The organism is Actinacidiphila alni (assembly GCF_900112845.1).
Classification (GTDB): Bacteria; Actinomycetota; Actinomycetes; order Streptomycetales; family Streptomycetaceae; genus Actinacidiphila; species Actinacidiphila alni.
Genome location: NZ_FONG01000003.1, coordinates 44253 through 70615 on the forward strand (window position 1 = coordinate 44253; position 26363 = coordinate 70615).

21 protein-coding genes are annotated in these 26363 nt (G+C 72.8%); 12 read left to right on the forward strand and 9 right to left on the reverse strand.

What is annotated here, in order from left to right:
• Nucleotide 1: 1 nt before the first annotated feature.
• The gene (locus BM076_RS05880; RefSeq protein WP_093712642.1) at nucleotides 2–862 is read left to right on the forward strand and encodes an SCO6745 family protein; all 861 of its coding nucleotides are present in this window, start codon (nucleotides 2–4) and stop codon (nucleotides 860–862) included.
• A 30-nt stretch (nucleotides 863–892) separates the two neighbouring features.
• Here BM076_RS05880 and helR read toward each other — a convergent pair whose 3' ends face one another.
• Both helR and BM076_RS05890 read right to left on the reverse strand, forming a co-directional pair.
• Nucleotides 893–3115: an RNA polymerase recycling motor ATPase HelR gene (gene helR, locus BM076_RS05885; protein ID WP_093712307.1), complete on the reverse strand. Its 2223-nt coding sequence runs from the start codon at nucleotides 3113–3115 to the stop codon at nucleotides 893–895.
• Nucleotides 3116–3413: 298 nt separating this feature from the next.
• Nucleotides 3414–4067 carry a CGNR zinc finger domain-containing protein gene (locus BM076_RS05890; protein ID WP_093712308.1) on the reverse strand — a complete coding sequence of 218 codons (654 nt, stop codon included), beginning with the start codon at nucleotides 4065–4067 and terminating at the stop codon, nucleotides 3414–3416.
• Between the two features lie 124 nt (nucleotides 4068–4191).
• Between BM076_RS05890 and BM076_RS05895 the strand changes: the two genes are divergently transcribed.
• On the forward strand, nucleotides 4192–5235 hold the full coding sequence (locus BM076_RS05895) for a pyridoxamine 5'-phosphate oxidase family protein (RefSeq protein WP_093712309.1): 1044 nt from the start codon (nucleotides 4192–4194) through the stop codon (nucleotides 5233–5235).
• Nucleotides 5236–5313: 78 nt separating this feature from the next.
• Nucleotides 5314–5781 carry a nuclear transport factor 2 family protein gene (locus BM076_RS05900; protein ID WP_093712643.1) on the forward strand — a complete coding sequence of 156 codons (468 nt, stop codon included), beginning with the start codon at nucleotides 5314–5316 and terminating at the stop codon, nucleotides 5779–5781.
• Nucleotides 5782–5805: 24 nt separating this feature from the next.
• Here BM076_RS05900 and BM076_RS05905 read toward each other — a convergent pair whose 3' ends face one another.
• Nucleotides 5806–6822 (reverse strand): LacI family DNA-binding transcriptional regulator, encoded by a 1017-nt coding sequence (locus BM076_RS05905; RefSeq protein ID WP_093712310.1) that lies wholly within the window; start codon nucleotides 6820–6822, stop codon nucleotides 5806–5808.
• A 182-nt stretch (nucleotides 6823–7004) separates the two neighbouring features.
• On the opposite strand from BM076_RS05905, the gene BM076_RS05910 reads away from it, so the two are divergent.
• Nucleotides 7005–8960 carry a discoidin domain-containing protein gene (locus BM076_RS05910; protein WP_093712311.1) on the forward strand — a complete coding sequence of 652 codons (1956 nt, stop codon included), beginning with the start codon at nucleotides 7005–7007 and terminating at the stop codon, nucleotides 8958–8960.
• Nucleotides 8961–9025: 65 nt separating this feature from the next.
• Here the strand turns inward: BM076_RS05910 and BM076_RS05915 are convergent, their stop codons facing one another.
• The 4 genes from BM076_RS05915 to BM076_RS05930 form a co-directional block, all read right to left on the reverse strand.
• Nucleotides 9026–10372: a benzoate/H(+) symporter BenE family transporter gene (locus BM076_RS05915; RefSeq protein ID WP_093712312.1), complete on the reverse strand. Its 1347-nt coding sequence runs from the start codon at nucleotides 10370–10372 to the stop codon at nucleotides 9026–9028.
• A complete protein-coding gene (locus BM076_RS05920; RefSeq protein ID WP_245795761.1) occupies nucleotides 10372–11961 on the reverse strand; it encodes an amino acid adenylation domain-containing protein in 1590 nt (529 codons plus the stop codon). Before BM076_RS05920 ends, BM076_RS05915 begins: the two co-directional genes overlap by 1 nt.
• A gap of 249 nt (nucleotides 11962–12210) precedes the next feature.
• Nucleotides 12211–12726, reverse strand: a complete 516-nt coding sequence (locus BM076_RS05925) for a hypothetical protein (RefSeq protein ID WP_093712314.1) — start codon at nucleotides 12724–12726, stop codon at nucleotides 12211–12213.
• Nucleotides 12723–14777 (reverse strand): CBM96 family carbohydrate-binding protein, encoded by a 2055-nt coding sequence (locus BM076_RS05930; RefSeq protein ID WP_093712315.1) that lies wholly within the window; start codon nucleotides 14775–14777, stop codon nucleotides 12723–12725. The genes BM076_RS05925 and BM076_RS05930 overlap by 4 nt, the downstream gene beginning before the upstream one ends.
• A gap of 384 nt (nucleotides 14778–15161) precedes the next feature.
• On the opposite strand from BM076_RS05930, the gene BM076_RS05935 reads away from it, so the two are divergent.
• Nucleotides 15162–16079, forward strand: a complete 918-nt coding sequence (locus tag BM076_RS05935; protein ID WP_093712316.1) for an aldo/keto reductase — start codon at nucleotides 15162–15164, stop codon at nucleotides 16077–16079.
• Nucleotides 16080–16311: 232 nt separating this feature from the next.
• Here the strand turns inward: BM076_RS05935 and BM076_RS05940 are convergent, their stop codons facing one another.
• Nucleotides 16312–17070 carry a DeoR/GlpR family DNA-binding transcription regulator gene (locus tag BM076_RS05940; RefSeq protein ID WP_093712317.1) on the reverse strand — a complete coding sequence of 253 codons (759 nt, stop codon included), beginning with the start codon at nucleotides 17068–17070 and terminating at the stop codon, nucleotides 16312–16314.
• A gap of 236 nt (nucleotides 17071–17306) precedes the next feature.
• Between BM076_RS05940 and BM076_RS05945 the strand changes: the two genes are divergently transcribed.
• From BM076_RS05945 to BM076_RS05975, 7 genes are all read left to right on the forward strand, one after another.
• A complete protein-coding gene (locus BM076_RS05945; protein ID WP_177246345.1) occupies nucleotides 17307–18128 on the forward strand; it encodes an endo alpha-1,4 polygalactosaminidase in 822 nt (273 codons plus the stop codon).
• A gap of 116 nt (nucleotides 18129–18244) precedes the next feature.
• Nucleotides 18245–19612, forward strand: a complete 1368-nt coding sequence (locus BM076_RS05950) for an ABC transporter substrate-binding protein (RefSeq protein WP_245795764.1) — start codon at nucleotides 18245–18247, stop codon at nucleotides 19610–19612.
• 10 nt (nucleotides 19613–19622) lie between these two features.
• Nucleotides 19623–20648 carry a carbohydrate ABC transporter permease gene (locus BM076_RS05955; RefSeq protein ID WP_093712320.1) on the forward strand — a complete coding sequence of 342 codons (1026 nt, stop codon included), beginning with the start codon at nucleotides 19623–19625 and terminating at the stop codon, nucleotides 20646–20648.
• Nucleotides 20645–21550 (forward strand): carbohydrate ABC transporter permease, encoded by a 906-nt coding sequence (locus BM076_RS05960; RefSeq protein WP_093712321.1) that lies wholly within the window; start codon nucleotides 20645–20647, stop codon nucleotides 21548–21550. Before BM076_RS05955 ends, BM076_RS05960 begins: the two co-directional genes overlap by 4 nt.
• A gap of 49 nt (nucleotides 21551–21599) precedes the next feature.
• Nucleotides 21600–22598 (forward strand): carbohydrate kinase family protein, encoded by a 999-nt coding sequence (locus tag BM076_RS05965; protein ID WP_093712322.1) that lies wholly within the window; start codon nucleotides 21600–21602, stop codon nucleotides 22596–22598.
• On the forward strand, nucleotides 22595–23905 hold the full coding sequence (melA, locus tag BM076_RS05970; RefSeq protein ID WP_093712323.1) for an alpha-glucosidase/alpha-galactosidase: 1311 nt from the start codon (nucleotides 22595–22597) through the stop codon (nucleotides 23903–23905). Before BM076_RS05965 ends, melA begins: the two co-directional genes overlap by 4 nt.
• Before the next feature lie 186 nt (nucleotides 23906–24091).
• Nucleotides 24092–25345, forward strand: coding sequence for a Gfo/Idh/MocA family protein (locus BM076_RS05975; RefSeq protein WP_093712324.1), 1254 nt, complete (start codon nucleotides 24092–24094; stop codon nucleotides 25343–25345).
• A gap of 56 nt (nucleotides 25346–25401) precedes the next feature.
• On the opposite strand, the gene BM076_RS05980 is transcribed toward BM076_RS05975, so the two are convergent.
• Entirely contained in the window at nucleotides 25402–26310 is a 909-nt protein-coding gene (locus tag BM076_RS05980) for a hypothetical protein (RefSeq protein WP_093712325.1), read from the reverse strand.
• Nucleotides 26311–26363: the final 53 nt, after the last annotated feature.

A 26363-nucleotide genomic window follows, 5' to 3' on the forward strand; every position in this document is an offset into this window, starting at 1 on the left:
CATGACGCTACTCGCCGGTAGGAAATGCTTCCGACTGCTCGAACCGCTGCATTCGATGGTGTACTTCGCGCCCGAGACGCAGGCGGAGCTGACCGCGGCCGGCCTGGAGAAGAGCCGCATGTGCTACTTCGCGGGCCGCGCCGCCGCCCTCGGGCCGGTCGGCGCCGCCGTCGTCGCGAGCACCTTCTACAACTTCAACCCCGCGCTGGTGGCCCGGCACATCCCGCGCGCCTGGACCATGGCCACCCCGGAGGCGATCACCGCCGCGCGGCTGCGCGCGGTCGACGCCGTACAGCACCGGCTGCTCGGCGCCGCCGCCGACGCGTCCGAGATGGCCGAGGCGGCCGGTCTCGCCCTGCGCGCCACCGAGGCGTGCACCGGCGCCGGCCGGCCGCTGTACGCGGCGCACGCCGAACTGCCGCGGCCCGAGCAGCCGCACCTCGCCTTCTGGCACGCCACCACCCTGCTGCGCGAATACCGCGGCGACGGCCATCTGGCCGTGCTGCTCTCCGCCGAACTCGACGGCCTGGAAGCGCTGATCACCCACACCGCCACCGGCAAGGGCTTCCTGCCCGACTTCGCCAGGGCGAGCCGCGGCTGGAGCGAGCAGGAGTGGGACGCGGCGAGCGAGCGGCTGCGCGAGCGCGGCGTGCTGGACGCGGCGGGCACCCTCACCGAGGCGGGCGTCGAACTGCGCCGCCAGATCGAGAGCGAGACCGACCGCCTCGGCCGCGCCCCGTACGAACATCTCGGGGAGGAGGGCACCGCGCGCCTCACCGAGCTGGCCCAGGGCCTGACAATGCGAGCGCTCGGCGCGGGCGCCTTCCCCGCCGGCGTGTTCGCGATGGGCACCATGCGCTGACGCCCGTGCGCAGTGCCCGTACCGCGGCCATCAGTTGCTGGTGAGGACCACCAACTGCCGTGTCGCGCGCGTCATCGCGACATAGCGGTCCACCGCGCCCTCGACGCCCTCGCCGAAGGACCGTGGGTCGACCAGGACGACGAGGTCGAATTCCAGGCCCTTGACCAGCTCGGGGGTGAGGAAACGGACGCGGGGGGTGTCCGCGTACGCGTCCGCGCCGAGGTCGGCGGACTCCGCGGCCCCCGGCGCGCCCGGGGCGGCGATGACGCACGCCGTCCCCTCGTCGTGCGCGGTGAGCCACGCGTCCAGCGTCGCCCGCAGGTCCGTGACCGGGCCGTGCGCGACGGGAATACCGCCGCGGCGGATCGAGGTCGGCACATTGGCGTCCGGCAGCGCGGCCCTGATCACCGGCTCCGCCGCCGCCATGACCTCTTCCGGGGTGCGGTAGTTGACGGTCAGCGACGCGAGCGTGATCCGGTCGAAGCCGACCCGCTCCAGGCGTTCGCGCCACGACTCGGTGAAGCCGTGCCGGGCCTGGGCGCGGTCGCCGACGATGGTGAAGCTGCGCGACGGGCAGCGCAATAGCAGCATCTGCCACTGCGCGTCGGTCAGTTCCTGCGCCTCGTCCACGACGATGTGCGCGAACGGCCCCGCCAGCCGGTCCCGGTCGGCATCCGGCAGCGCGTCCTGGTCGATCAGCGTGTCCTGGAGGTCCCGGCCGCGCAGCATCCGTACCGCGCCCTCGGCCTCGTCGCCCTCCTGCTGGATCGCGGCGGCGGACAGGATGTCGTCGATGACCTGCGACATGCGCGCGCGTTCCGCGGCGACCGCGGCCGTGCGCCGCCGCTGCCTGACGTCCGCCTCCGGGTCGCCGAGCCGCTGCCGGGCCGCGTCCAGCAGCGGCAGGTCCGACTCGGTCCACGCCCGCGGCTCGTCGCGCCGCAGCGCCCGCACCTCCTCGGGCGCGAGCCAGGGCGCGCACAGCCGCAGATACGCCGGGACGGTCCACAGGTCGCCGACCAGATCCGCCGGGTCGAGCAGCGGCCACGCGCGGTGCAGCGCCGTGACCAGCTCGCGGTCCTGCCGCAGCGACCGCAGGAACAGCTCGGGCGAGACCCCGTCCTCCTCCTCGTCCAGGCCCTGCTTGTCCCACAGGATCGCGGCCAGCGCCTCCCAGATCTGCTCGCGCGCCTCATTGTGCGGAAGGCCCGGGTCGGGGGCGCGGAACGCCTCCGCCCAGTCGTCCGCGCCCACCCAGACGTCCGACCAGGCCGTCGTGGCCGTCATCCCCTTCGCCGGCGGCTCCTCGTAGACGGCGACGGCCTTCTCCACCGCCCGCACCATGTCCGCCGTCGACTTCAGCCGCGCCACCTCCGGATCGCTCTCCGGCGGCGCCGTCGCGCCCTCCGGCAGCAGGTCGCGCAGCGTACAGGTCAGCACGCCCTCCTCGCCGAGGCTGGGCAGCACATCGGAGACGTAGCCCAGATACGGCTCGTGCGGGCCGATGAAGAGCACACCCCCGCGACGGTGGCCGAGCCGCGGATCGGAGTAGAGCAGATACGCCGAGCGGTGCAGCGCGACGACGGTCTTGCCGGTGCCGGGGCCGCCGTCCACCACCAGGGCGCCGCGCGAGCCCGCGCGGATGATGGCGTCCTGGTCGGCCTGGATGGTGCCGAGCACGTCACGCATCCGGGCCGACCGGTTGCCGCCGAGGCTGGCGATGAAGGCCGACTGGTCGTCGAGCGCGGCGTGCTGCTCCAGGCCGTCGGCGGTGAACACCTCGTCCCAGTAGTCGCTGATCCGGCCGCCGGTCCAGCGGTAGCGGCGGCGGCTGGCCAGGCCCATGGGACGGGCGTGCGTCGCCGCGAAGAACGGTTCGGCGGCGGGGGAGCGCCAGTCGACCAGCAGCCGGCGGCCCTCGCTGTCGGTGAGGCCGAGGCGGCCCACGTACAGCGGTTCGGAGCCGTCCTCGGCCACGACGTGGCCGAGGCACAGGTCGAGGCCGAAGCGGCGCAGGGCGCGCAGCCGGCCGCTGAGCCGGTGGATCTCGGTGTCCCGGTCCATCGCGGCGCGGCCGATGCCGCCGGGTGTCCTGCGGACCTCGTCCAGCCGCTGCGACACCTCGGCGATCGCCTCCTCCAGGCTCACGGCGATCGCCGCGAAATGCCGCTCGTCGCGGGAGATCAGCTTCTGGTCGGCCTTCGCGGAAAGCCGTTCGGGGAGCCGGAAGGCACTGTCGCGCACGGGATTCACGCGACCACCCCGGCACCCGGGCGGCGGCGCCCGGACAGCGCCCCGCCCGCACGTCGGTATTCGGGAAATGACAACGACGACAACAACGACAACGACGACAGCACTGCACGCACTTCGTGAATCACCTATTTCCGCAGGTACCGGCTTCGGCGTGCGATTGTGCAGCACGAAGGGGGCCTTGCCGCAAGGCCCCCTGTGCGCTATAAGTTGAGAGTGGAAAGGAGCGGGTCTCCTTTCCTTTTTTGCTGTACGGGTCCGCCTTATGGGTTCGCTGGACGGGTTCGCCGTACGGGCGGCTCTACGGGGTGTCGCGGTCGGCCGCGAGGTGCCGCTGGTAGTGGCGGGCGACCCGGGCCCGGTTGCCGCAGGCGGCGGAGCACCATTCGCGGCGCGGGTGGGTGCGCAGGAAGTAGAGCACGCAGCCCGGCGCGTGGCACGCCCGCAACTGCGCCCGCTGTTCCCCGGCGAACAGCCGGATGGCGTCCTCGGCGATACGGGACATGGCGGTGACCGACCGCGGGCGTGCCGAGCGGTCGGTACGGCTCGGCGCGCCGCCCTCCGGCCAGGTCAGATGCGACCACGTCGGGGCGTCCGCGCAGGCCGAGTTGAGTACGGCGACGGCCGCGTCGACATCGGGCGTGGGCGAGGCGGCGGCCGGACGGTCGTCGTCGGTCGCGGCGGCGGCCAGCCGGCGCAGCGCGTCGCGCAGCCGCCGGTAGCGCGCGGCGAGCGCGGCTCCCTCGTCCGGGTCCCATCCCCCCGCGGTCCCGGCCTCGCCGGACCGCGGCTCCAGGCGTGGCCGCACCGCCCGCAGCCAGCGGGCGAGGCCGTCGGCGTCGGCCAGCGCGTCGTGCACGCCGTCCCGGTCGGCCCAGACGGTGTTCATCAGCTCGATCGGCAGCGGCTCACCGAGCACCGGCGCGTCGGCCCGGGGTGGCTGGGTGCTGTCCATGGGACCGAGTCTAGCGCCTTCCTAATGGATGACTCATATCTCATCCATTTGACATGGTGGGGTGGCAGGAGCAGGCTCTCTAACGGGACACACCGATCCGCAACCGTTAGGGCAGGGGGCCGCCATGACCGTCGTCAGCGGATTCCACGAGGGCGAACTCGCCGTACAGCGCCGGGCCGGCGTCGGCGCCGCCGCCGCGCGCCTGACCGGCATGCTGTCCGCGCCCGCGCTGACCGGCGGCGCCGGGCGCTTCCTGCGCGACCGGGACCTCGCGGTGCTCACCGCGCACGACCACGAGGGCCGGCTCTGGACGGTGCCGCTGCTGGGCGCGCCCGGCTTCCTCGACGTCGTGGACGACGCCACGCTCGACGTGCTGGCGCTGCCCGCGCCGGACGGACCGCTCGGCGGGACCGGCACGGACCCGGCCGGCCCGCTCAGGGGCGACCAGGTCGGCCTGATCGCCGTCGACCTGGCGGTACGCCGCAGGCTGCGGGTCAACGGAACGGTCGTCGCCCTCGGCCCCACCGGCTTCGCGATCGCGGCCGACCAGGCGTACGGGAACTGCCCGCAGTACATCCAGCGGCGCCAGGTGGACATCCTCGACGAGCCGGATTCAGAGGTTGGGGCGGAGCCCGATTCAGAGGCCGATTCGGAGGCTGGGGCGGGCACCGACGCCCGCCAGGGCCCGGCCGGGGACGGACGGGCGCGGGGCCGTACCGCCGCCGTACGGAGCGACCGGCTCGACGCCGGGCAGCGGCAGTTGATCGCGCGGGCCGACACCTTCTTCCTGGGCACCACCCACCCGGAGCACGGCACCGACGCCTCGCACCGGGGCGGCGCGCCCGGCTTCGTACGCGTCGAGAGCGACGGCGCGGGCGGCGACCGGCTCTGGTGGCCCGACTATCCGGGCAACAACATGTTCAACAGCCTCGGCAACATCGCCGCCGACGGCAGCGCCGCCCTGCTCTTCGTGGACTTCCCGACCGGCACCGCCCTGCATCTGTCCGGCACCGCCGAGGTCGAATGGACCGGACCCGGTGTCGCGGGCGACGACGGCGGCACCGGCCGCCGGGTCCGCTTCACCCCGCGCCGGGTCGTCGGCACCGCGACCCGGCTGCGCGCCACGCGCCCGGTCCCGTACCCGGGCAACCCGCCGCTCACTGTCTGACCCGCCGTCACAGACCTTTGCCCGCGACAGACTTGAGCAACTCCCTTCCCGCACCGCACTGTTCAGGAGACCCGTATGATGAGCGCGCCCCGGCCGCCGCTGCCGCCCTTCACGCACGAGACCGCGATCCAGAAGGTTCAGGCGGCCGAGGACGCCTGGAACACCCGGGACCCGGAGCAGGTCAGCCTCGCCTACACCGAGGACTCCCGGTGGCGCAATCGCGACACCTTCGTCACCGGCCGGGCGGAGATCGTCGCCTTCCTGACCGCCAAGTGGCAGCGCGAGCAGGACTATGTGCTGCGCAAGAGCCTGTGGGGCTTCCGCGGGAACCGGATGGCGGTCCGCTTCCAGTACGAGTGGCACGACGCGGCCGGGCAGTGGTTCCGCTCGTACGGCAACGAATTGTGGGAGTTCGACGAGCACGGCCTGATGCGGCGGCGCGAGGCGAGCATCAACGACCTGGCCATCGGCGAGGGCGAGCGTCGCTACTTCGGACCGCGCCCGGAGGCCGAGCGCGGCGCGGGCCACGACATCGAGCTGTTCTAGATCGAGCCGTTCCAGGGCAGGGCGTTACGGCGCGGGCGCGGGGCCGGTGGAGCCGCGGATCACCAGATGCGTGGCCAGCTCCACATGGAGGGTGTCCACGGTGTGCCGGTCCAGCAGCCGCATCAGTAGCGAGACCGCCATCCGCCCCATCTCCTCCAGCGGCTGACGGACCGTCGTCAGCCGCGGCACCGTGCTGCGGCTGAGGTCGATGTCGTCGAAGCCGGTGATCGACAGGTCCTCCGGCACCCGAAGTCCCCGTTCGTACGCGGCCCGCAGCGCCCCGACCGCCGCCTTGTCGTTGAACGCGACGAGTGCGGTGGGGCGTTCGGGCAGGTCCAGCAGCTCGCAGGCGGCGCCGTAACCCCAGTCGGCGGTCGGCTCGATACTGCGCAGCAGCTCGGGGGAGGGCAGCACGCCCGCGTCCGCGAGGGCCGAGGTGTGGCCCGCCAGGCGGGACTTGCTCGCCAGCCAGTCACCGGGACCGCCGATGACGCCGATCCTGCGGTGCCCGAAGTCGACCAGATGCGCGCTGACGCTGCGGGCGGCGGCGAGATTGGCCGCGGACACCGAGGCGATGTCGCGGGGGAGCGGGGTGCGCGGGTCGACCACCACGAAGGGGAAGTCCTGCTCCCGCAGCGCCTCCAGCTCCCGTTCCGGCTCCGGCGGCACGATCAGGATCGCCCCCGCGATCCCCGGGTCGCCGGGCAGCCCCGGCAGCACCCGTGTCCCGCGCGCCGCGTCGCCCGCGCTCAGCACCACCCGCCTGCCGTGCAGATCCAGCGTCTCGGCGATCGAGGAGACGATCACCCCGAAGTAGTCGGTCAGCACATAGGGGCAGCGCACGAGGATCGCACCGCCGGCCGCGCCGCGCCTGGCCGGGGCGGGAGCGCCCAGCCGCTCCACCGCCCGCCGGACCAGCGCCTGGGTGTCGGGGGCGACATTGGCCCGCCCGGTCATCACCCGCGACACCGTCGCGATGGACACGCCGGCCTCCGCGGCGATGGCGCGGACCGTCACCCGGGCGCCCGGCGGCCTAGCCACCTGTTACAGCAATTCGTTTCATGACCGCAGCTTAGCGGCCCGGCGCGCCGCGGTCACGGCGGGAGTCCGCAGAATCCGTGCGGGATATTGACAGGGAACGGCGTCGGCCGCTTAGTTGGTTTTCGCTCGGATTCCAGAAAATGTTTCATTCTGTTTCAGCCATTCACTGTCCGAGGAGAACGATGAGGAGACGTGCCACAGGTGCCGCGGCCGTCACGGCCGCCGCACTCTGCCTTGCCTGCGTACCGGCCGCCGGCACCGCCGCGGCCACGCCCGCCGGCCACGGCCGGCCGGCGCCCGCACCCACCGCCCAGGTGTGGCTGACCACCGCCGACGGGTCGCAGCAACTCCAGCGGCAGGCGCCGGTCGCCTTCGACCGCGGTCCTTCCGACCTCACCACCATCACCGTCGACCCGAACCGGACCTACCAGCGCATGGACGGTTTCGGCGGCGCCCTCACCGACTCCTCCGCGGCCGTACTGAGCCGGCTGCCGAGCCGGACGCGCGACGCGGCGATGCGGCAGCTCTTCGACCCGCGCGACGGCATCGGCGTCAGCTTCCTGCGGCAGCCCGTCGGCTCCTCGGACTTCACCGCGTCCGCCACCCACTACACCTACGACGACATGCCCGCCGGGCAGACCGACTTCGGCCTGCGGCACTTCAGCGTCGCCCACGACCAGGCGCAGATCCTGCCGCTGCTGCGCCAGGCCAAGCGGCTCAACCCGCGGCTCACCGTGATGGCCACACCCTGGAGCCCGCCGGCCTGGATGAAGGACAGCGACTCGCTCGTCGGCGGCCACCTCAAGGACGACCCGAGGATCTACGACGCCTACGCCCGCTACCTGGTGAAATTCGTCCAGGCGTACGCGGCGGCCGGCGTCCCCGTCGACTACCTGACCGTGCAGAACGAACCGCAGAACCGCAAGCCCAACGCGTACCCCGGCACCGACCTCCCGGTCCAGGCCGAGGTCAAGGTCATCCAGGCGCTCGGGCCGCTGCTGCACAAGGCCAGTCCGCGCACCAGGATCCTCGCCTACGACCACAACTGGACCACCCACCCCGACGACGTCGCCACCGCGGGGGAACTGGGCGAGGACCCGCAGACCGACTACCCGTACGAGGTGCTGGACAGCCCCGCCGCCAAGTGGATCGCGGGCACCGCCTACCACTGCTATTCCGGCGACCCCAGCGCGCAGACCGCCCTGCACGACGCGCACCCCGACAAGGGCATCTGGTTCACCGAGTGCTCCGGCTCGCACGGCGCCACCGACACGCCCGCGCAGATCTTCCGCGGCACCCTGACGTGGCACGCGCGCACCATCACCGTCGGCACCACACGCAACTGGGCGAAGTCCGTCGCCGACTGGAACATCGCGCTGGACGCCGACGGCGGCCCGCACAACGGCGGCTGCGACACCTGCACCGCGCTGCTCACCGTCCAGCCGGACGGCACCGTCACCACCAGCGCCGAGTTCTCCACCATCGGCCACCTGTCGAAATTCGTGGCGCCAGGCGCCGTGCGGATCGGCAGCACCAATTACGGCACGACCGGCTGGAACGGCCAGCTGACCGATGTCGCCTTCCGCAATCCCGACGGCTCCACCGCCCTGGTCGTGCACAACGAGAACGACGACCCGCGGAGCTTCGCCGTCGCGGTCGGCGACCGCACCTTCGCATACTCCCTGCCCGGCGGGGCGCTGGCGACCTTCACATGGCCCCGGTCGGCTGACCTGACCAGCCGGCTCCGCGAGGTCCCGCTGGAGGGCGCGAGCGCCACCTCCCAGCCCGCCGGGCAGGGCGCGGCCGACCTCGCCATCGACGCCGACGGCTCGACCCGCTGGTCCAGCGGCGCCGCCCAGACGCCGGGACAGTACGTCCAGCTGGACCTCGGCAGGCGGACGCAATTCCGGCGGGTCGCCGTCGACAGCGGCGACAACCTCGGCGACTACGCCCGCGGCTGGCAGATCTCCACCAGCGACGACGGCACCCACTGGCGTACGGCCGCGGCCGGCGCCGGGACCGGCCAGCTGACCGATGTCGACCTGCCGCGGACGACCACCGCCCGCTACGTCCGGGTCACGCAGACCGGCACCGCGGCCAACTGGTGGAGCCTGGCCGACATCAGGCTCTACCGCTGAGAAAGGGGCGGCGCCGTGCGGTGAGCGCTCACCGCGGGTGCCGTCCTTTCGGGGGCGGCCCGGACCTATCGGGGGTCGGGCCGCCCCCGACGCACGTCCTGCGCGGGAAGCGCCTGCTCGCCCCGGTCCGCGCCGCGGTTCCGGCGGGTGTCCTGCCAGTACCGCAGGGCGTAGAGAAGGCCGCCCGCGCCCAGACCCCAGAAGGCGCCGCTGACACCGAAGAAGGTCACGCCCGAGACGGTGACGACCAGGGTCACGACGGCGGGTTCGCGGTGGTGGGCGTCGGCCATCGCACCGGTCAGCGAGTTGCCCAGCGCGCCGAGCAGGGCGAGGCCAGCGACGGCCTCGATGACATTGGGCGGCGAGGCGTTGACGAAGGCGACCGCCGCCGCGGCGCCCAGGCCCAGCAGGATGTACGCGCCGCCCGCGACCGCCGCCGCCCGGTAGCGCTTGCGCGGATCGGGACCCGCCTCCTCGCCCGCGCACAGCGCGGCGGTGATCGCCGCGAGATTCACCGCGTGCCCGCCGAAGGGCGCGGACAGCAGGCTGAAGACGCCGGTCCAGCCGAACAGCGGGCCCGGGTCCGGCCGGTAGCCGTTGACATTGAGCACCGCGATGCCCGGGATGTTCTGCGACGCCATCGTCACCACGTACAGCGGCAGCGCGATGCCGACCGCCGCCGCCACGGTGAAGTGCGGTGCGACCAGCACCGGGTGCGGCCACATCGGGCCGAGCGTGCCGGTGTCGATGTGCGTCGTCGTGGCGATCAGCACCACGGCCGCCACCACCGCGGCGGGCACCGCGTACAGCTTGCGCACACTGCCGACCACCGCCCAGGTCAGGACGACACCGAGGCCGACGGCCGGGTCCGACTTCACCGCGTGCGCCGGGGCCAGGCACAGCGGCAGCAGGATGCCCGCGAGCATCGCGTTGGCCAGCGGTGTGGGGATCGCCGAGACCCACCGGCCGAGCGGTTTCCACAGCCCCGACAGCACGACCAGCACCCCGGTGAGCAGGAACGCGCCCACCGCCGCGGGGAATCCGCCGTGCGTGCCGGCCGAACCCGCCAGCAGTGCCGCGCCCGGTGTGGACCAGGCGATGCTGATCGGCAGCCGGGAGCGCAGGCTCAGCACGATGGCACACACACCCATCGCCACGCACAGCGCCATCAGGCCCGACGCTGCCTCGGTGTGCGACGCGCCGACCTTCGTCAATCCTTCGAGCACGACGGCGAAGGAGCTGGAGAAGCCGACGAAGGCCGCGACGAGCCCGGCGGCCGACGCCCGCAGGACCGCGGCACGCTCGCCGCCCGGCTCCTGCTCGGGCTCCGCACCCCGCCCCGTCGGGTCCTGGCCGGTCGGATCCAGGCCAGTGGCGTCCTGGCCGGCGGCGGGCGTACGGGGGGCGGGCATCAGGACTCCTCGGACGGTGTGCGGCGCGCGTGGGCCGCCAGCAGCGCGGCACGGTCGATCTTGCCCGTGGCGGTGAGCGGCAGCGTGTCGCACAGCTGGATACGGGTCGGGACCATGAAACCGGGCAGCAGGCCGCGCAGATGGGCACGGAGCGCCTGCACGGTGCAGGCCGGGTCGTCGGTCACCACGAAGGCCCACACCGGTTTCTCGCCGCGCGCGCTCATGGTGACGACGCTGCGCCGGACCGCCGGGTGACGGTCCAAGTGGTGGGCGATCTCGCCCAGTTCGATGCGGTAGCCGTTGACCTTCACCTGGTCGTCGCGGCGGCCGTGGAAGACGACGGCGCTGTCCCGCGCCCGCAGCCTGCCGTAGTCGCCGGTGCGGTAGAGCCGTTCGCGCACACCGTCGATCTCGCGCTCCACGAACAGCTCCGCGGTCAGTTCCGGCATGCCCAGATAGCCGGGTGACAGACCGTCACCGGCCAGCCACAGCTCGCCGGTCCGGTCCGGCTCGCACAACTCACCGGCGGCCGAGGCGTCGTCGTCGATCACGTACAGCCGGGTGTTCTGGATCGGTCGGCCGATGGGGAGTTCGGCCGCGTCGGCGGCCAGCTCGTCCACCGGCTGGTACGTGGCGAAGGTGGTCGACTCGGTGGGCCCGTAGACATGCACCAGCCGGCCGGGCCCGTAACGGCGGACGGCCTCCGCCATCCGCGGCACGGAGGCGCGCTCCCCGCCGGTCAGCACCGTGCCGACGCCGGCCAGTGCGTCGGGTGCCTCGTCGACCACCGAGTTGAACAGCGCGGTGGTCAGGAACAGCACATTGATCCGGCGCTCGCGCAGCACCCGCCCCAGCTTCGACAGGCTCAGCCGGGGATCCGGGTAGAGCACACAGGTGCCGCCGGTCAGCAGCGCGCCCCAGATCTCGAAGGTCGCCGCGTCGAAGGTGACCGGCGCCAGGTGCAGCAAGCGGCTGTCCGGGCCGAGCCGGGCGTAACGGGCGCCGTGCACCAGCCGGTTGATGCCGCGGTGCCGGATCGGCACCCCCTTGGGGCGGCCGGTGGAACCCGAGGTGAAATTGATGTACGCGACGGCGTCGGCCGCGACCTCGACGTCGGGCGCCGCAGCGCCGGGCGATATGCGGCCCTCGGCCACCGGCACGATCCGGCAGCCGTCGAGCCGGTCCGCCAGGTCCGCGGGCCGGTCGGTGAGCACCCACCGGCAGTCGGCGTCCGCCAGCAGGCCGCGCAGCCGTTCGCCGGGCCAGGCGGCGTCGACGGGCAGGTAGCAGCCGCCGCATTTGAGGACCGCGAGCAGCGCGACGATCAGTTCGGGCGAACGCTCCAGGCAGACGCCCACGGTCGCGCCCGGCCGCAGACCGCGGGCGAGCAGTTCCCGGGCGAGGCCGTTGGCCAGCCGGTCCAGTTCGCCGTAGCCGACCGTGCGGTCGCCGTGCTCCACGGCGGGCGCTCCGGGGGTCCGCCGCGCCAGGTCCGCGAAGAGCGCGGGCACGGAGGTGTCGCGCGGATAGTCCGCCCCGGTGCGGTTGATCAGCCGGTGCGCCGCGAGCGCCGTCGCGGACGCGGTCACCCGGCGCAGCGCCGACACCCCCGGACGGCGGCGGCGCGGCGTCGGCGGTCTGCTCGACGAACCATCACGTCCCGTGCTTCTCCAGGTTCGGCTCACTCTCACGGGCCGGCCCGCGGGCCGGGGCGGAACGCGGCGCGGGGACGGCCCGGGCATCGTAAGCCGCGACGCCGACCGGGCGCGCGCCAATTCCGATACCCGGACCGCCCCGGGTCCGAGCGGCCGGGCGCCCCTGTGAGGGCGCCGGGGGCCCTACTTGAGCAGGCTCTTGTACTTCGGGCAGAGATAGGTGATCGCGTCCTTGGCGTCCGCGATCTCGCCGTCCGCGATGGCCTGCTTCGCCAGTTTCGGGCTGGCGTCCGCGGTGTTCGCGATCCGGTCGCAGGACTCCTGCCCGGTCTGCAGGACCGCCGCCGGGTCCATGCCCTTGGGCACCTTGCCGACCAGGTAGTCCTTCTGCTGGTCGGTGAACGTGCCGGTGGCCGGGGTGAGTTGGGACTTCGGCAGTGTCGCCTGCTTCGAAGAGCCGGAGGAGCCGGACGTGTCGGAGGAGCCGGACGAGCCGCCGTCCTTGCCGCCGCCGGTCGCCGTGTCGGTCGGTTCCGCCGTGCCGTCCGGGCCGATCGCGGGCGCCGAGACGGCGGGCCGCTCACTGGCGGTCGCGCGGTTCTCGCCCCCGTGCCCGCCACCGCCGCAGCCGGCCAGGACGGCCGTGGCCGCCGTCATCATGACGGCGGCCACGGCACGCCGGGCCATCGGCCCGGTCACGGCTGTCCGAAGGTCAGGACGAGCTGCGGGTGTCCCGACGTGCCGGGCGCGTCCTTCGACCAGAACCACGCGTTGTCCGTACCGGTCGACGTCACCGCCAGGTCGTACGTGCCGCCGAGTCCCGCGGCCAGCGCCGAGGTCGTCAGCGTCGCGGTGTAGTCGGTCTGCAGCGCGCTCGGCGCGGGCAGGGTGCCCAGCACCGTCGGGTCGAGCGCAGGACGATTGCTCCAGGTCGCCCCGGTCTCCGTCCAACTCCCCGTCACGTGCTGCACATCGAGCGTGTCGGTGGACGTGGCGATCGCGTCGGAACTGGTGCGCAGCGTCAGGTGCGCGCCCTTGAGCACCATGCCGCTGGGCGCGGCCGGCAGGGTGAACCGCAGATACGTGTTGTACCCGGAGGTGCCGCGCACCGCGAGCTGCTGATTGGTGCCGTAATTCACCGACGGCGCACCGGCGTTGACGTAGGTGTCGGCGGTGGTGTCGAGCGTCACCGTCGAGGACGTCGGAGTGCCGGGCGTCGTGACGCTCGCCGCCGCCGACTTGGCGCTGGTGTTGCCCGGCGCGTCACCGGCCGTCACCTGGTACGCGTAGGTCGTCCCCGGCTGCGCGGTGGCGTCGGTGAAGGTCAGCGTCGGCCGGATCCAGAACTTGGAGTCGCCGCTGACCGTGCCGACCTGGGTGCCGTCGCGGTAGATCTTGTACGTCAGCGTCGTGTCGTCGAGGTCGAGGCTGGCCTGCCAGTTGACCCGGACCTTGCCGGAGACATTGGCCGCGGTGACCTGGAGCGGCACGGACGGGGCACGGGTGTCGGGGCCGCTCGGGAAGCGGACCAGGCCCTGCTGGAGCCGGTTGCCGTTGCTGGCGATCCGGGTGAATTCGCCGCCGACCCACATGTAGTCGGTGCCGCCGCTGGAGGCGGTGGTGATGGTGCGCGGGCCGATCTGCTCGGTGCCCGCCGGGCCGTCGTCGGTGTCGGGGAACCAGCTCAGGAGCGGCTTGGGATTGTTCACCGACTCCGCGAGCAGGTGCTGCCGGTCGTTCTTGAGCTGCGGGAACTGCTGCATGCTGGAGCAGTCGTGGGCGTGCGAGCCGCTGTACAGCACGCCGTTGTACACCGTGACGGCCTGTGTCGCGCCCAGGCAGGTGTCGCGCCACCGCTGGTTGAGATCGCTGAAGTTGAGCGCTATCCGGCCGTCGAAGACGCCGCCGCCGGTGCCCTCGTTGCCGGTGTAGAAACCGGTGGCGTCCTCGGCGAGGGTCTGCACGGTCGACGTCGCGGATATGAAGCCCGGGTAGGTCTTCACATTCGCGCCGGTCGTGGCGTTGACCACCGCGAGCGCGTGCGAACTGGCGCCGTTGACGGTGTTGAAGTCACCGCCGATGACGACCTTGGTGCCGTCCGGGCTGACCACCAGGGCCTTGCCCGCCTTGTCGGCGTTGGCCGTGAACGGCTTGAGCGCGCCGGTGGTCGACACCGCGGCGAAGTGCTGCCGGGTCTGGCCCGCGACCGTGGTGAAGTTGCCGCCGAAGTACACGGTGTCGTCGGTCACCGTGATGCCGCGGACCTGCGCCGAGACCGACACCTTGAAGGTGGACTTCACCGAGCAGGAGGCGATGTCGATCGCCGCCAGATTGCTCGACGGCACGCCGTTGACCGAGCCGAAGGTGCCGCCCGCGTACAGCGTGGACTGGTCGGGCGAGACGGCCAGCGCCCGCACCGTGGCGGTGCCCGAGCCGACCGTGAAGGACAGCTTGCACGCGGTCGGCGCGCCCGTCGCGGCGTCGAACGCCTGGAAGTTGAGTGCCTGCTGCTCGCCGGTGCCCGCCGCGGCGCCCGGCGGCCGTACCGCCGAGAAGGTGCCACCCGCGTAGACCACGCCGTGCGCCTGGGCCAGCGCCCACACCACGCCGTTGGTCTGCCAGGTCGGCAGGTCGTCCGCGGTGATGCTCACCGGCGGTGTGAGCGCGCTCGCGGACTGTGCCGCGGTGAAACCGATCATCGACCCCGCTGCCAGTGAGAAGGCAGTGGTTATCGCTCCAGCTCTTCGCATGAGCCCCCCTGAGCCCTGTGCCGTTCCCCCGCGGCCCCGAACGGCCGCCACGTGGGGCAAGGCTAACGTTCCGGACACAGCGGGGTGCGCTCCCCGTAACGACTGTTGCAGTCCTGTCACCCGACGGCCGGGGAGAGGGACGCGGCGGGTGCGCAGTGGCGCCCGCGGGTTCCGCTTCGGCCGGATCCGGTCCCCACCGGTCGGTCCGGGCGGGCCGTGCCGCGTTGCCAGGACGACTATGACCCCGTATGACCAGCGCGCACAAGGGCCCGTAGGCACCGCGTGCGCCGACCGGGGCGTGGCGCGCGACACGTCGGGCGGACTCCGCTTCGCCGCGCGAACACCGCCGCGGGGCCGCCCCGGCGGCTGTGCGACAATCCGCCGATGACCTCGGACAAGACGATCACCGCGGACGCCGCGGGCACCTGGACACTCGGCGATCTGACCGTCAACCGGATGGGCTTCGGCGCCATGCGGCTGCCGCAGCAGGGCACCGCCTTCGCCGCGGGCAGCGCGTCCGGCGACCGCGAGCGGGCGATCGCCGTACTGCGGAACGCGGTCGAGCTCGGGGTGAACCACATCGACACCGCAGCTTTCTACTTCTCGGCGCTGCGCTCGGCGAACGAACTGATCAACAGCGCGCTCGCGCCGTACGCCGACGACCTCGTCATCACCACCAAGGTCGGCCCCGGCCGCGACCCGTCGGGCGGCTTCCTGCCGCCCGCCACCCCCGGGCAACTGCGCGGCCAGGTCGAGGAGAATCTGCGGCAGCTCGGCCGCGACCACCTCGACGTCGTGAACTACCGCAATCAGGGCGCCGATTCGATCGCCGAGCACTTCGGCGCGCTCGCCGACCTGCGCGAGGCGGGGCTGATCCGGCACCTGGGGATCTCCAACGTCCAGGCCCGGCACCTCACCGAAGCGCTCGCCATCGCGCCCGTGGTGTGCGTGCAGAACAAGTACGCGCTCGGGCTGCCCGGCCAGGACGACGCGCTGCTCGACCTGTGCGGCGACAAGGGCGTCGCCTTCGTGCCGTTCTTCGCGATCGCCGGGGCGGGCCGGGAGTCCGGCGCGGGCGCCGCGGAGAGCGAGGAGGTGCTCGCGGTGGCCCGCGCGCACCGGGCGACCGCCGCGCAGATCCGGATCGCCTGGACGCTGCGGCGCGGCCCGCACGTGCTGGCCATCCCCGGCACCGGCAACCCCGACCACCTGGTGGAGAACGTGGCGGCGGGCGCGATCCGGCTCACCGACGACGAATGGGCCGCGCTCAACGCCCTGCACCGGGCCGCGCCCGAGGTCTGACCGGGCCCGGCCCCGTGGGCGCGACGCCTCGCAGGGCCCGGCCCCGGACCAGGCTTGGGCCGGCGCCTGACCGGAGTTGGCCCGAGCACAACGACACGGCGATCACCCGGCACAACATCGCCTACTGGCGGGAGGAGTCCGAGGTCGTGACGCTGCGGGTGCGACGCGACCCGGCGGGCTGAGCCGTACGGGCCGAGTCGTACATGCCGGGCCGTACGGGCCGGCGCGCGGGTCAGCCGACCGTCACCTTCACGCCCGCGGCGGCGATCCCGGCCAGCTCGGCGTCGGGCGCGGTGCCGTCGGTGACCAGGTCGTCGATCCCGGTCAGCGGGCAGATCTTGGCGAGCGTGGCCCGGCCGATCTTCGTCCGGTCGGCGACCACCACCGTACGGCCGCTGTTGTCGGCGAAGGCGCGGTCGGTGGCGGCCTCCAGTTGGTCGTGGGTGGTGCAGCCGTGCGCCGCGCTGATGCCGTCGACGCCGAGGAAGGCGATGTCCGTGTGATAGCTGGCGAGCGTCTTCTCGGCGATCGGGCCGACCAGTTCGTAACTGGCGTTCCTGGCGTTGCCGCCGATCACGATCAGCGTCACATGCTTGTGCAGCACCAGCTCGGCGGCGATGTTCACGGCATTGGTGACCACGGTGAGCGGCCCGCGGGCGGCCAGCAGCCGGGCCACCTCGGTGACGGTGCTGCCCCCGTTCATGCCGACCACGGCGCCCTCCGGCACCAGGGCGGCGGCGGCCTCGGCGATCGCCTGCTTCTCCGGCCTGCTGCGCCCGGCGCGGTGCTGGAGCGGCATCTCCAGGTCCATCGGGCCGACCGCGGCGCCGCCGTGGGTGCGGCGCAGCAGCCGCAGCCCGCTCAGGTGCTGGAGGTCGCGGCGTACGGTGGCCGTGGAGACGTCGAGCAGCCGGGACAGCTCGTGGACCTCGATGCCGCCCCTGGCGGTGACATGCTCAAGTATGCGCGCATGACGCTCAGTTCTCAGCATGCGTGCAGCATAATGCGCACTCGCCCCGAGAAGTGAGCATTAATTGAGCAGAAGAGGGCTGTTGACATGACGAATTCTGCGCGGTTAACTCCTGGCGAACGCCGGAGTTGAGCACCGGCGTCAGAGGTACGCCTAGCCGGTGGGCGGCCGTGAGCGCCGCAAGCCCGGACAAAGTCGCCAGGATCGCTGTCAGCGTCCGAGGCGGGGACGTACCCCCCATCATCAGGAGCTCGATGATGCGCATCAACCGTGTCAGAACCCGTCGATGTCTGGCCGCCGCCGCAGCCGTCGGCGCGATCGCACTGGTCCCCTCACTCGCACCCGACTCCGCAGGGGCCGCGCCCCAGTCCGTCTCCCCGCCCCCGGCCCACGCGGGTTTCGACTACCAGATCGGGGGCCCCTACACCCCGCCCGCCGGTGTCTCCGTGGTCAGCCGGGACCACTCCGCGTCGCCCGCCGCCGGCCTGTACAACATCTGCTACGTCAACGCCTTCCAGACCCAGGAGGGCGCCGAGGGCGAGTGGGACTCCGACCTGCTGCTGCGGGATTCCAACGGCAAGGTCGTCAAGGACGACGGCTGGGACGAGGCCGTCCTCGACATCCGCACCGCGAGCAAGCGCCAGCGGATCGCGGACAAGGTCAACGGCTGGATCGACGACTGCGCCGCCAAGGGCTTCCAGGCCGTCGAGCCCGACAATTTCGACACCTTCGACCGCTTCCCCGACTACCTCACCCAGGGCCAGGCCGAGTCGTACATCAAGCTGCTGTCCGCGCACGCGCACAGCAAGAACCTCGCCATCGCCCAGAAGAACACCGCCCAGCTCTCGGACGACCGCACCGCCAACGGCCTGGACTTCGCCGTCGCGGAGGAGTGCGCCGACTACAACGAGTGCGGTGACTACACCGCGGCGTTCGGCAATCACGTGATCGTCATCGAGTACAGCGCCAAGGGCCTGAAGAAGGCGTGCTCGAACTGGGGCTCCCAGCTCAGCGTCGTCCGCCGCGACCTGGACGTGGTGCCCAAGGGCACCTCGGGATACCTGCGCCAGACCTGCTGACCGCCGGGCGCGGCCCGGTGCGTCCGCCGCTCCCCGGCGGCGCACCGGGCCGCGCACCCGCCGTCCCGCCCTCGCTCCCCGTCCAGCCCAGCACACCCCGCCTTCCGGAGGCACCGATGACTGAAGGCCCCGCCATGCCCGGCGGCCCCCCGCCACCCGCAGGACCCGCCCGCCCCGCCCGCCCGTCCCGCCGGGACGTGCTGCGCGGCGGCACCGGACTGCTCTCCGGCGCGGCGGCGGCCACCCTGCTCGCCGGGTGCGGCAGCGGCGGGGGAGACGGTGTCGGCGCCGACGGCCGGGTCACCGTCGAGCTGTGGCACGGCCAGACCGACACCGGCCGGGCCGCGATCCAGAAGCTGGTGGACGAGTTCAACCGCACCCACCCGAAGATCCGGGTCGACCCCGGCGGCGGCGTGCTGTCCGACGCGATGCTGCAGAAGGTCACCGCCGCGCTCGCCTCCGGCTCCTACCCGGACATCGCCTACATCTTCGGCTCCGACCTGGCCAGCATCGCCCGCAGCCCCAAGGTCGCCGACCTGACCGCGACCGTGGCGCACGGGCCCACCCCGTGGCGGCAGTTCTGGACCCCGGCACGCGAGGCGGTCACCGTCAACAAGCGGGTGCGCGCCGCGCCCGCGCTGATCGACTCGCTCGCCGTCGTCTGCAACAAGAAGCTCTTCGCGCGGGCCGGGGTGCCGCTGCCCGAAGCCGGCTGGACCTGGGACGAGTTCACCGCCACCGCCAAGAAGCTCACCAGCCACGCCGACGGCACCTTCGGCACCGGCTGGCCCGGCGTCGGCGACGAGGACACCGTCTGGCGGCTCTGGCCGATGATCTGGGACCTCGGCGGCGAGGTGATCGCCGCCGACGGCCACGGCATCGGCTTCGAGGACACCGGGGTGCGCGCCCTGGAGACCGTCGCGCGGCTCGCCGCCGACAAGAGCGTCTACATCGACCCCAAGCCCGGCAGCGAGCAGATGTACCAGGTCTTCCTCTCCGGCCGGATGGGCATGGTCGTCACCGGGCCCTGGCAGCTGCCCGACATCGCGCAGGCCAAGGTCGACTACCACGTGGTGCCGCTGCCCAGCTACAGCGGCAAGGCCATCACGATCTCGGGACCCGACACCTGGACCGTCTTCGACAACGGCTCGGCGCGCGTCGCCGCCGCCCGCACCTTCGTCGAATGGCTGATCCAGCCCGCCCAGGACGTGCGCTGGGACATCCAGGCGGGCAGCCTGCCGCTCAGCCGCAGCACCCAGGCGCTCGGCGCCTGGCGGGACCGGACCGCCAGTACCGAGGGCCTGTCGGTCTTCACCCAGGCGCTGGAGACCGCCCGCGTACGCCCCGCACACCCCGCCTACCCGCAGATCTCCGAGGCGCTCGGCCAGGCGATCACCGCGGTGCTGCTCGGCCGCAGCACCCCCGCCAAGGCGCTGCGCGGCTGTGCGCACGAAGCCAACGCCGCGCTGCTCATCCCGCGTTGAGGAGACGACCATGTCGAAGACCACGCCAAGAACCGCGCCGCGGCAGCGGCCGGGACCTGCCGCGCCGCGCCGCCCCGCACCCCTGACCCTGTCCGACCACGACCAGGAGCGCTCCTACGAGCACGCCAGGCAGCTGCGGGCGCGCCGCCGCCGCGCCCGCGGCGAGACCGCCACCGCCTGGGCGTTCGTCTCGCCGTCCATCCTGGTCATCCTCGGCCTCAGCGTGGTGCCGGTGATCTGGTCGCTGCTGCTGTCCTTCCGGGCCGACGACCTCGTCACGCCCAGCCGCTGGGTGGGCCTGGCCAACTACCGGGCGCTCAAGGAGGACCCGCACTTCAGCCAGGCCGTCCGCAACACCCTGGAGTACACCGCGCTGTACGTGCCGCTGAGCATGCTGCTCGGCCTGGCGCTGGCCCTCGCGCTGAACCGCAGGATCAAGCTCGTCGGCCTCTACCGCACGCTGATCTTCGTGCCGTTCGTCATCTCCGCGACCGCGCAGGGCGTGCTCTTCTCCTTCATCCTCGACCCGCAGTTCGGCGCGGCCAACTCCGTCCTGCACTCGCTGGGCATCTCCCAGCAGGGCTTCCTCACCGACCCCGGCCAGGCCCTGCTGGTGCTGGTGGCGATCTCGCTGTGGAGCGGCACCGGCTTCTGCGTCGTGGTCTACCTCGCCGCGCTCCAGGACGTGCCGCAGTCGCTCATAGAGGCCGCCCGCCTCGACGGCGCCGGCCGCCGCCAACTGCTGCGCCACGTCGTCCTGCCGACCCTCACACCGGTCAACGTCTTCCTGCTGCTCTGGCAGATCATCAACTCCCTCCAGGTCTTCGACCTGGTCTACGTCACCACCAAGGGCGGGCCGCTCGGCTCCACCACCGTCATCGTCTACTTCATCTGGGAGCAGGCGTTCAAGAACTTCACCGCCGGATACGGGGCCGCCGCGGCCTATGTGCTGGCGCTCGTCCTGCTGGTGATCGGCGTCGGCCTGCGGCTGCTGCGCCGCCGCGGGCCCGCCGGCCTGGAAGGAGCCACCCGATGACCGCGACCTCCACCCTGCCCGACGCGGCGCCGCCCGGCTCCGCGTCCGACGCCGGCGGACCGGGAGTCCGGTCCCGCACCGGACGCCTGCGGCTGCCCTTCAGCGGCTGGCACCTGCTGCTCGCACCACTCGCGCTGCTCTTCGCGATCCCGCTGATCTGGCTGCTGATCAGCTCGGTGATGAGCAACGCCGAGATCAACCGCTTCCCGCCCGCCCTGTGGCCCTCGCACATCGACCTCGGCGGCTACCGCTATGTGCTGGGCAACGCGATGTTCCCGCGCTGGTTCGCCAACTCGCTGATCGTCTCGGTCGTCGCGGTCGTGTCCAACCTCGTCTTCGGCGCGCTCGGCGGCTACGCCTTCGCCCGGATGCGGTTCGCCGGGTCGCGCACCTTGATGGTGCTGATGCTGGCCACCATGGCGATCCCGTTCCAGCTCACCATGATCCCGACCTTCCTGGTGATGAAGCGGCTCGGCCTGATCGACACCCTCGGCGCGCTGATCGTGCCTTCCCTGGTCACCCCCTTCGCGGTGTTCCTGCTGCGGCAGTTCTTCCTGTCGCTGCCTCGGGAACTGGAGGAGGCCGCGTGGATCGACGGCTGCTCGCGGCTGCGCGTGCTGGTGCTCATCGTGCTGCCGCTGTCGCGCCCGGCGCTGAGCACGGTCGCGGTGCTGACCTTCCTCAGCACCTGGAACGACCTCACCTGGCCGCTGATCGCCATCAACCACGACACCCAATACACCCTGCAACTGGGCCTGACCACCTTCCAGGGCCAGCACCACACCCGCTGGTCCGCGGTGATGGCGGGCAATGTGCTCACCGTGCTGCCGGTGCTGCTGGCCTTCCTCGCCGCGCAGAAGTCCTTCATCCAGTCGATCACCTCCAGCGGCCTCAAGGGCTGACGCGGACCGTCGCCCCCTGCTCGCCACCACCACCACAGGAAGCCAGCTCATGCCGGACACCTTCGACCTGCTCGTCATCGGGGACGCCAACCCCGACATCGTCCTCGGACCGCTGGACGCGCCGCTCGCCTTCGGCCAGCGCGAACAGCTCGTCCCCACCGGCCTGCTGACCCTCGGCGGCTCGGCCGCCATCATGGCGTGCGGCGCCGCCCGGCTCGGTCTGAAGGTCGCCATCGCCGGACGGATCGGCGACGACGACACCGGCCGGTACGTGAGGACCGCCCTCGCCGAGCGCGGCGTCGACACCGGCGCGCTGCGCGTCGATCCGGCCGCGGCCACCCCGCTGACCGCCGTGCTCACCCGCGGCGACGACCGGGCCATCCTCACCGCGCCCGGCACGCTGGCCACCACCCGGGGCGAGGACGTACCGTCGGAACTGCTCGGCGCCTGCCGTCATGTGCACGCCGCCTCGTACTTCCTGCTGCCGCAGTTGGCGGGCGCGCTGCCCGACCTCTTCCGTACCGCCCGCGCGCACGGCGCCACGACCTCCCTCGACACCAACGACGACCCGGCCGGTGCCTGGGACCCGCGGGGACTTGCCGCGCTGCTGCCCGTCACCGACATCCTGCTGCCCAACGCGCGCGAGGCGTGCGCCCTCGCGGCGAGCACCGACCCGGGCGCGCCCGTACCGGACGGCGACCCGAAGCCCGCCGACGTCGAGCGGGCGGCGGGTGCCCTGACCGCGCGCGGCCCGCTGGTCGTGGTGAAGAACGGCGCGGACGGCGCGCTCGCCCACGACGGCCGCGCCGCGCTGCACGCACCGGCCGTCCCCGTACGCCCGGTGGACACCGTCGGCGCGGGCGACAGCTTCGACGCCGGATTCGTCGCCGCGACCCTCGCCGGCCTGCCGCTCGCCGACGCCCTCGCCTTCGCCGCCGCCTGCGGCGCCCTGTCCACCCGCGCGCACGGCGGCACCCCCGCCCAAGCCACCTGGGACGACGCCATGAGCCATGTCGTCACCACCCGCAATGGAGAGAACCCGTCATGAGCACCACCAAGATCGCCTTCATCGGCGCCGGCAGCGTCGTCTTCACCCAGGGCCTGCTGGCCGACCTCTTCGCCTTCCCCGAGCTGAAGGACGTGCACATCGCGCTGCACGACATCGACCCGGAACGGCTGGAGACCGCGTACGGCGCCGCCCAGCACATCGCGGCCGAGCGCGGCGCGGCCCCGCGGATCACCGCGCACGCCGAGCGCCGCGCCGCCCTGGCGGACGCCGACTTCGTCATCAACATCATCCAGGTCGGCATGGGGGAGGCGACCCGCACCGACTTCGAGGTGCCCGCGCGGTACGGGCTGCGCCAGACCATCGGCGACACCCTCGGCGTCGGCGGCATCTTCCGCGCCCTGCGCACCTTCCCGGTCCTGAGGGAACTGGGCCGGGACATCGCGGAGGTCTGCCCGGACGCCTGGCTGCTCAACTACACCAACCCGATGGCGATGAACGTGCAGTACCTGGCCCAGGCCACCGGCCTGACCCGGGTCGTGGGCCTGTGCCACTCGGTGTACTGGACGATGCACGACCTGGCGGAATTGCTGCGGCTGCCGCTGGAGGAGGTCACCTACCACGCGGCAGGCGTCAACCACCAGGCGTGGGTGCTGCGCTTCGAGTACCAGGGCGAGGACGTCTACCCGCGGCTGGACGCGCTGATCGAGAGCGACCCGCAACTGCGCCGCCGGGTCCGCGTCGACATGTACCGGCGGCTCGGCTACTACCCGACCGAGACCAGCGAGCACTCCTCCGAATACGTGCCCTGGTACCTGCACCACGACAGCGAGATCGAGCGGCTGCGGCTGCCGGTCGGCGCGTACCTCGGCATCGTGGACGAGAACGTCGCCGCGTACGAGAAGACCCGCGCCGCGCTCGCCGCCGGACTGCCGCTGCCGGTCGAGGGCACCATGGAGTACGCGCCGCAGGTCATCCACAGCATCACCACGGGCACCCCCCGTACCGTCTACGGCAACGTCCCCAACCACGGCCTCATCGACGACCTGCCCGCCGCGGGCACCGTCGAAGTGCCGTGCCTGGTCGACGGGCTGGGCGTGCAGCCGACCCGCGTCGGCGCGCTCCCGGCGCAGTGCGCCGCGCTGAACCGCACCTATCTGAGCACCACCGACCTGGTCGTCCGCGCCGCCCTGGAGGACGAGCCCCGGCACATCCGGCACGCCGCCATGACCGACCCGGCGACCGCCGCGTCCCTGCCGGTGGAACGGATCTGGGAGCTGTGCGACGACATGGTGCGCGCCCACGGCGACGCGCTCCAGCCGTCGCTGCGGGCCGTCCTGGGTACCTGATCCCGCGCACGGCAGGTGACGCACGAACGGCGTGCGGCCCGGCCCGCACCGGATACGCGGGCCGCACCGAACGTGCGGCCCGTACCGGACGCGCCGCGTACGCCGGCCCCTTGCGCGCGCCGGCCGAGCGACGTACGCCGGAAACGCGGGGGGCCGCCGCACCGTTCACGACAGACAAGGATTCCCATGCCAGAAGTGACCCTGGCCCTGGTCGGAGCCGGACAGCGCGGAATGACCTACGCGCGGCACGCCGTCGCGAGCGGCGCGGGCCGCGTCACGGCGGTGGCCGAACCGGACCCGGCCCGCCGCGCCGCGGCCGTCGCCGAATTCGGTGTCGCACCCGGCCGGGCGTACCCCGGCTGGGCGGAACTGGCCGCCGCGGGCCGGACCGCGGACGCCGCGATCGTCGCCACCCAGGACCGGCAGCACCGCGACCCGGCCGTCCGCCTGGCCGACCTCGGCCACCACCTCCTGCTGGAGAAGCCGATGGCCACCAATGAGGCCGAGGCGGTCGACATCGCGGAGGCCGCCGAGCGCAACGGCATCCTGCTCGCGGTCTGCCATGTGCTGCGCTACACGCCGTACACCGAGGCGCTCAAGCGCGTGGTGGACGAGGGCCGGATCGGCCGGCTGATCAGCGTCGAGCACCTGGAACCGGTCGGCTGGTGGCACCAGGCCCACTCCTTCGTCCGCGGCAACTGGCGGCGGCAGGACACCTCGGCGCCGATGCTGCTCACCAAGTCCTGCCACGACGTGGACTGGCTGATGCACCTCTTCGGCCGGGCCCCGGCCCGGGTCGCCTCCTTCGGCAGCCTGTCCCACTTCAGGGCGGCGGACCGGCCGGCGGGCGCGGCGGCGTGCTGCGTGGACTGCCCGGTCGAGCAGAGCTGCGCCTACTCCGCCAAACGCCTCTATCTGGACTGCCTCGGCGACCCGGGGCGGGAGTCCTGGCCGCTGTCGGTGGTCACCGACGCGCGCGACGAGGCCGGTGTCCTCCAGGCGCTGCGGACCGGACCGTACGGCCGCTGCGTGTACGACTGCGACAACGACGTGGTCGACCACCAGGTGGTGTCGATGGAGTTCGCCGACGGCGCCACCTGCTCCTTCACCATGAGCGCCTTCACCCCGATGGACCACCGCAAGACCCGGCTGATGGGCACCACCGGTTTCGTGGAGGGCGACGGCAGCACGCTGCGGATCGTCGACTTCCTGACCGGGCGCGAGCAGGTGCTCGACCCGCTGACCGGAGCGGGCCCTTCGGCGGGGGACGGCCACGGCGGCGGCGACGAGGCGCTGACCGACGCCTTCCTGACGGCCGTCGCCACCGGCGACCGGGACCTGCTGCACACGGACGCGGCACGCAGCCTGGCCAGCCACCGGGTGGTCTGGGCGGCGGAACGCGCCAGGACGACGGGCACGGTGGTGACGCTCCAGGGGTGAGCGGGCCGCGTCGCCGGGGGAGTCGGGGGAGCTGAGAGCGTCGGGGAGTCGGGGGATCAGTGCCGGAGCGACGCCATCAGGGTGCGCATAGTCGGAACGAGGGTGCGGCGCAGCGCGGTGGTGTCGGCCGGGGCGGTGCGGATCGGGGAGCCGTCGGTGTTGACGGGGCCGCGGCCCGCGCCGTCCCACTGCTTGACGCCCTGGATGCTGAGCGAGAAGACGGCCCCGCCGTGCCGCACGGTGAGCGCCTGCCGGGTCGTGCCGTAGACCGTGTACGCCTCGTCGCCGATGCCGTCCAGCGGCCTGGTGACCTCGTGCGAATCGGACATGAAGCCGAAGTCGGCGGAGTCGACGGGCGTGGGCGCCGGCACCAGCACATGGGTGAGGTCGGCGAATTCGCCGCCGACGCCGGACCTCTTGTGGAGGTCGACGGTCAGGGTGAGGGTGTCGAAGGTGTCCCAGCCGGTGTTGTCCGTCGAGCCGGTGGCCATGCTGCACGAGACATGGTCCAGGCCCGGGCCCTTGGTGATCACGGGTGTGCTCGGGTAGAAGCCGTCGCCGACCGATGTGGTGAGCGGTTCGAGCCGCGCGATGGTGCAGGGATTGCCGGTGACGCGGTAACCGTGCAGATCGGGACGGTCGCGGTCGCCGATGCCGGTGAGGGCGAGGACCGCGACCCAGACCGCGGACGCCGTGACCAGGCCGACCAGCGTCCACACGACACGCGTGCCGCGGCCCTCGGACCGCGGACGCCACGGACGGCCGCCCGGCGGACCGGACCGCGGGTCCCCGGGACCGCCCGGGTCACGCGGATGGTACGTGTCGGGGGTGCGCGGCAGCGGCAGCTGCATCCGCAGCCGGGAGAGCGCCGAACGCAGCGCCGGCGGGACGGGCTCGGCGCCGCTGAGTACCTCGCGCGCGGGATCCGGGTCGGGCTCCCCGACCAGCTCCGGTTCGGTGATCATGCCGATCCCCTCCCTCGTACCCGTCGTCGCGGCGCACGGCCGGTCCGCCGCAA

Bases quoted from the DNA above. Each gene is read 5' to 3' on its own strand.
- BM076_RS05960 (WP_093712321.1), top strand. From the start codon at position 20,645: ATGACCGCGACCTCCACCCTGCCCGACGCGGCGCCGCCCGGCTCCGCG.
- BM076_RS05955 (WP_093712320.1), top strand. From the start codon at position 19,623: ATGTCGAAGACCACGCCAAGAACCGCGCCGCGGCAGCGGCCGGGACCT.
- BM076_RS05895 (WP_093712309.1), top strand. From the start codon at position 4,192: ATGACCGTCGTCAGCGGATTCCACGAGGGCGAACTCGCCGTACAGCGC.
- BM076_RS05940 (WP_093712317.1), bottom strand. From the start codon at position 17,070: ATGCTGAGAACTGAGCGTCATGCGCGCATACTTGAGCATGTCACCGCC.
- BM076_RS05965 (WP_093712322.1), top strand. From the start codon at position 21,600: ATGCCGGACACCTTCGACCTGCTCGTCATCGGGGACGCCAACCCCGAC.
- BM076_RS05945 (WP_177246345.1), top strand. From the start codon at position 17,307: ATGCGCATCAACCGTGTCAGAACCCGTCGATGTCTGGCCGCCGCCGCA.
- BM076_RS05880 (WP_093712642.1), top strand. From the start codon at position 2: ATGACGCTACTCGCCGGTAGGAAATGCTTCCGACTGCTCGAACCGCTG.
- BM076_RS05915 (WP_093712312.1), bottom strand. From the start codon at position 10,372: ATGCCCGCCCCCCGTACGCCCGCCGCCGGCCAGGACGCCACTGGCCTG.
- BM076_RS05890 (WP_093712308.1), bottom strand. From the start codon at position 4,067: ATGGACAGCACCCAGCCACCCCGGGCCGACGCGCCGGTGCTCGGTGAG.
- BM076_RS05930 (WP_093712315.1), bottom strand. From the start codon at position 14,777: ATGCGAAGAGCTGGAGCGATAACCACTGCCTTCTCACTGGCAGCGGGG.
- BM076_RS05900 (WP_093712643.1), top strand. From the start codon at position 5,314: ATGAGCGCGCCCCGGCCGCCGCTGCCGCCCTTCACGCACGAGACCGCG.
- melA (WP_093712323.1), top strand. From the start codon at position 22,595: ATGAGCACCACCAAGATCGCCTTCATCGGCGCCGGCAGCGTCGTCTTC.
- BM076_RS05910 (WP_093712311.1), top strand. From the start codon at position 7,005: ATGAGGAGACGTGCCACAGGTGCCGCGGCCGTCACGGCCGCCGCACTC.
- BM076_RS05975 (WP_093712324.1), top strand. From the start codon at position 24,092: ATGCCAGAAGTGACCCTGGCCCTGGTCGGAGCCGGACAGCGCGGAATG.
- BM076_RS05935 (WP_093712316.1), top strand. From the start codon at position 15,162: ATGACCTCGGACAAGACGATCACCGCGGACGCCGCGGGCACCTGGACA.
- BM076_RS05950 (WP_245795764.1), top strand. From the start codon at position 18,245: ATGACTGAAGGCCCCGCCATGCCCGGCGGCCCCCCGCCACCCGCAGGA.
- BM076_RS05980 (WP_093712325.1), bottom strand. From the start codon at position 26,310: ATGATCACCGAACCGGAGCTGGTCGGGGAGCCCGACCCGGATCCCGCG.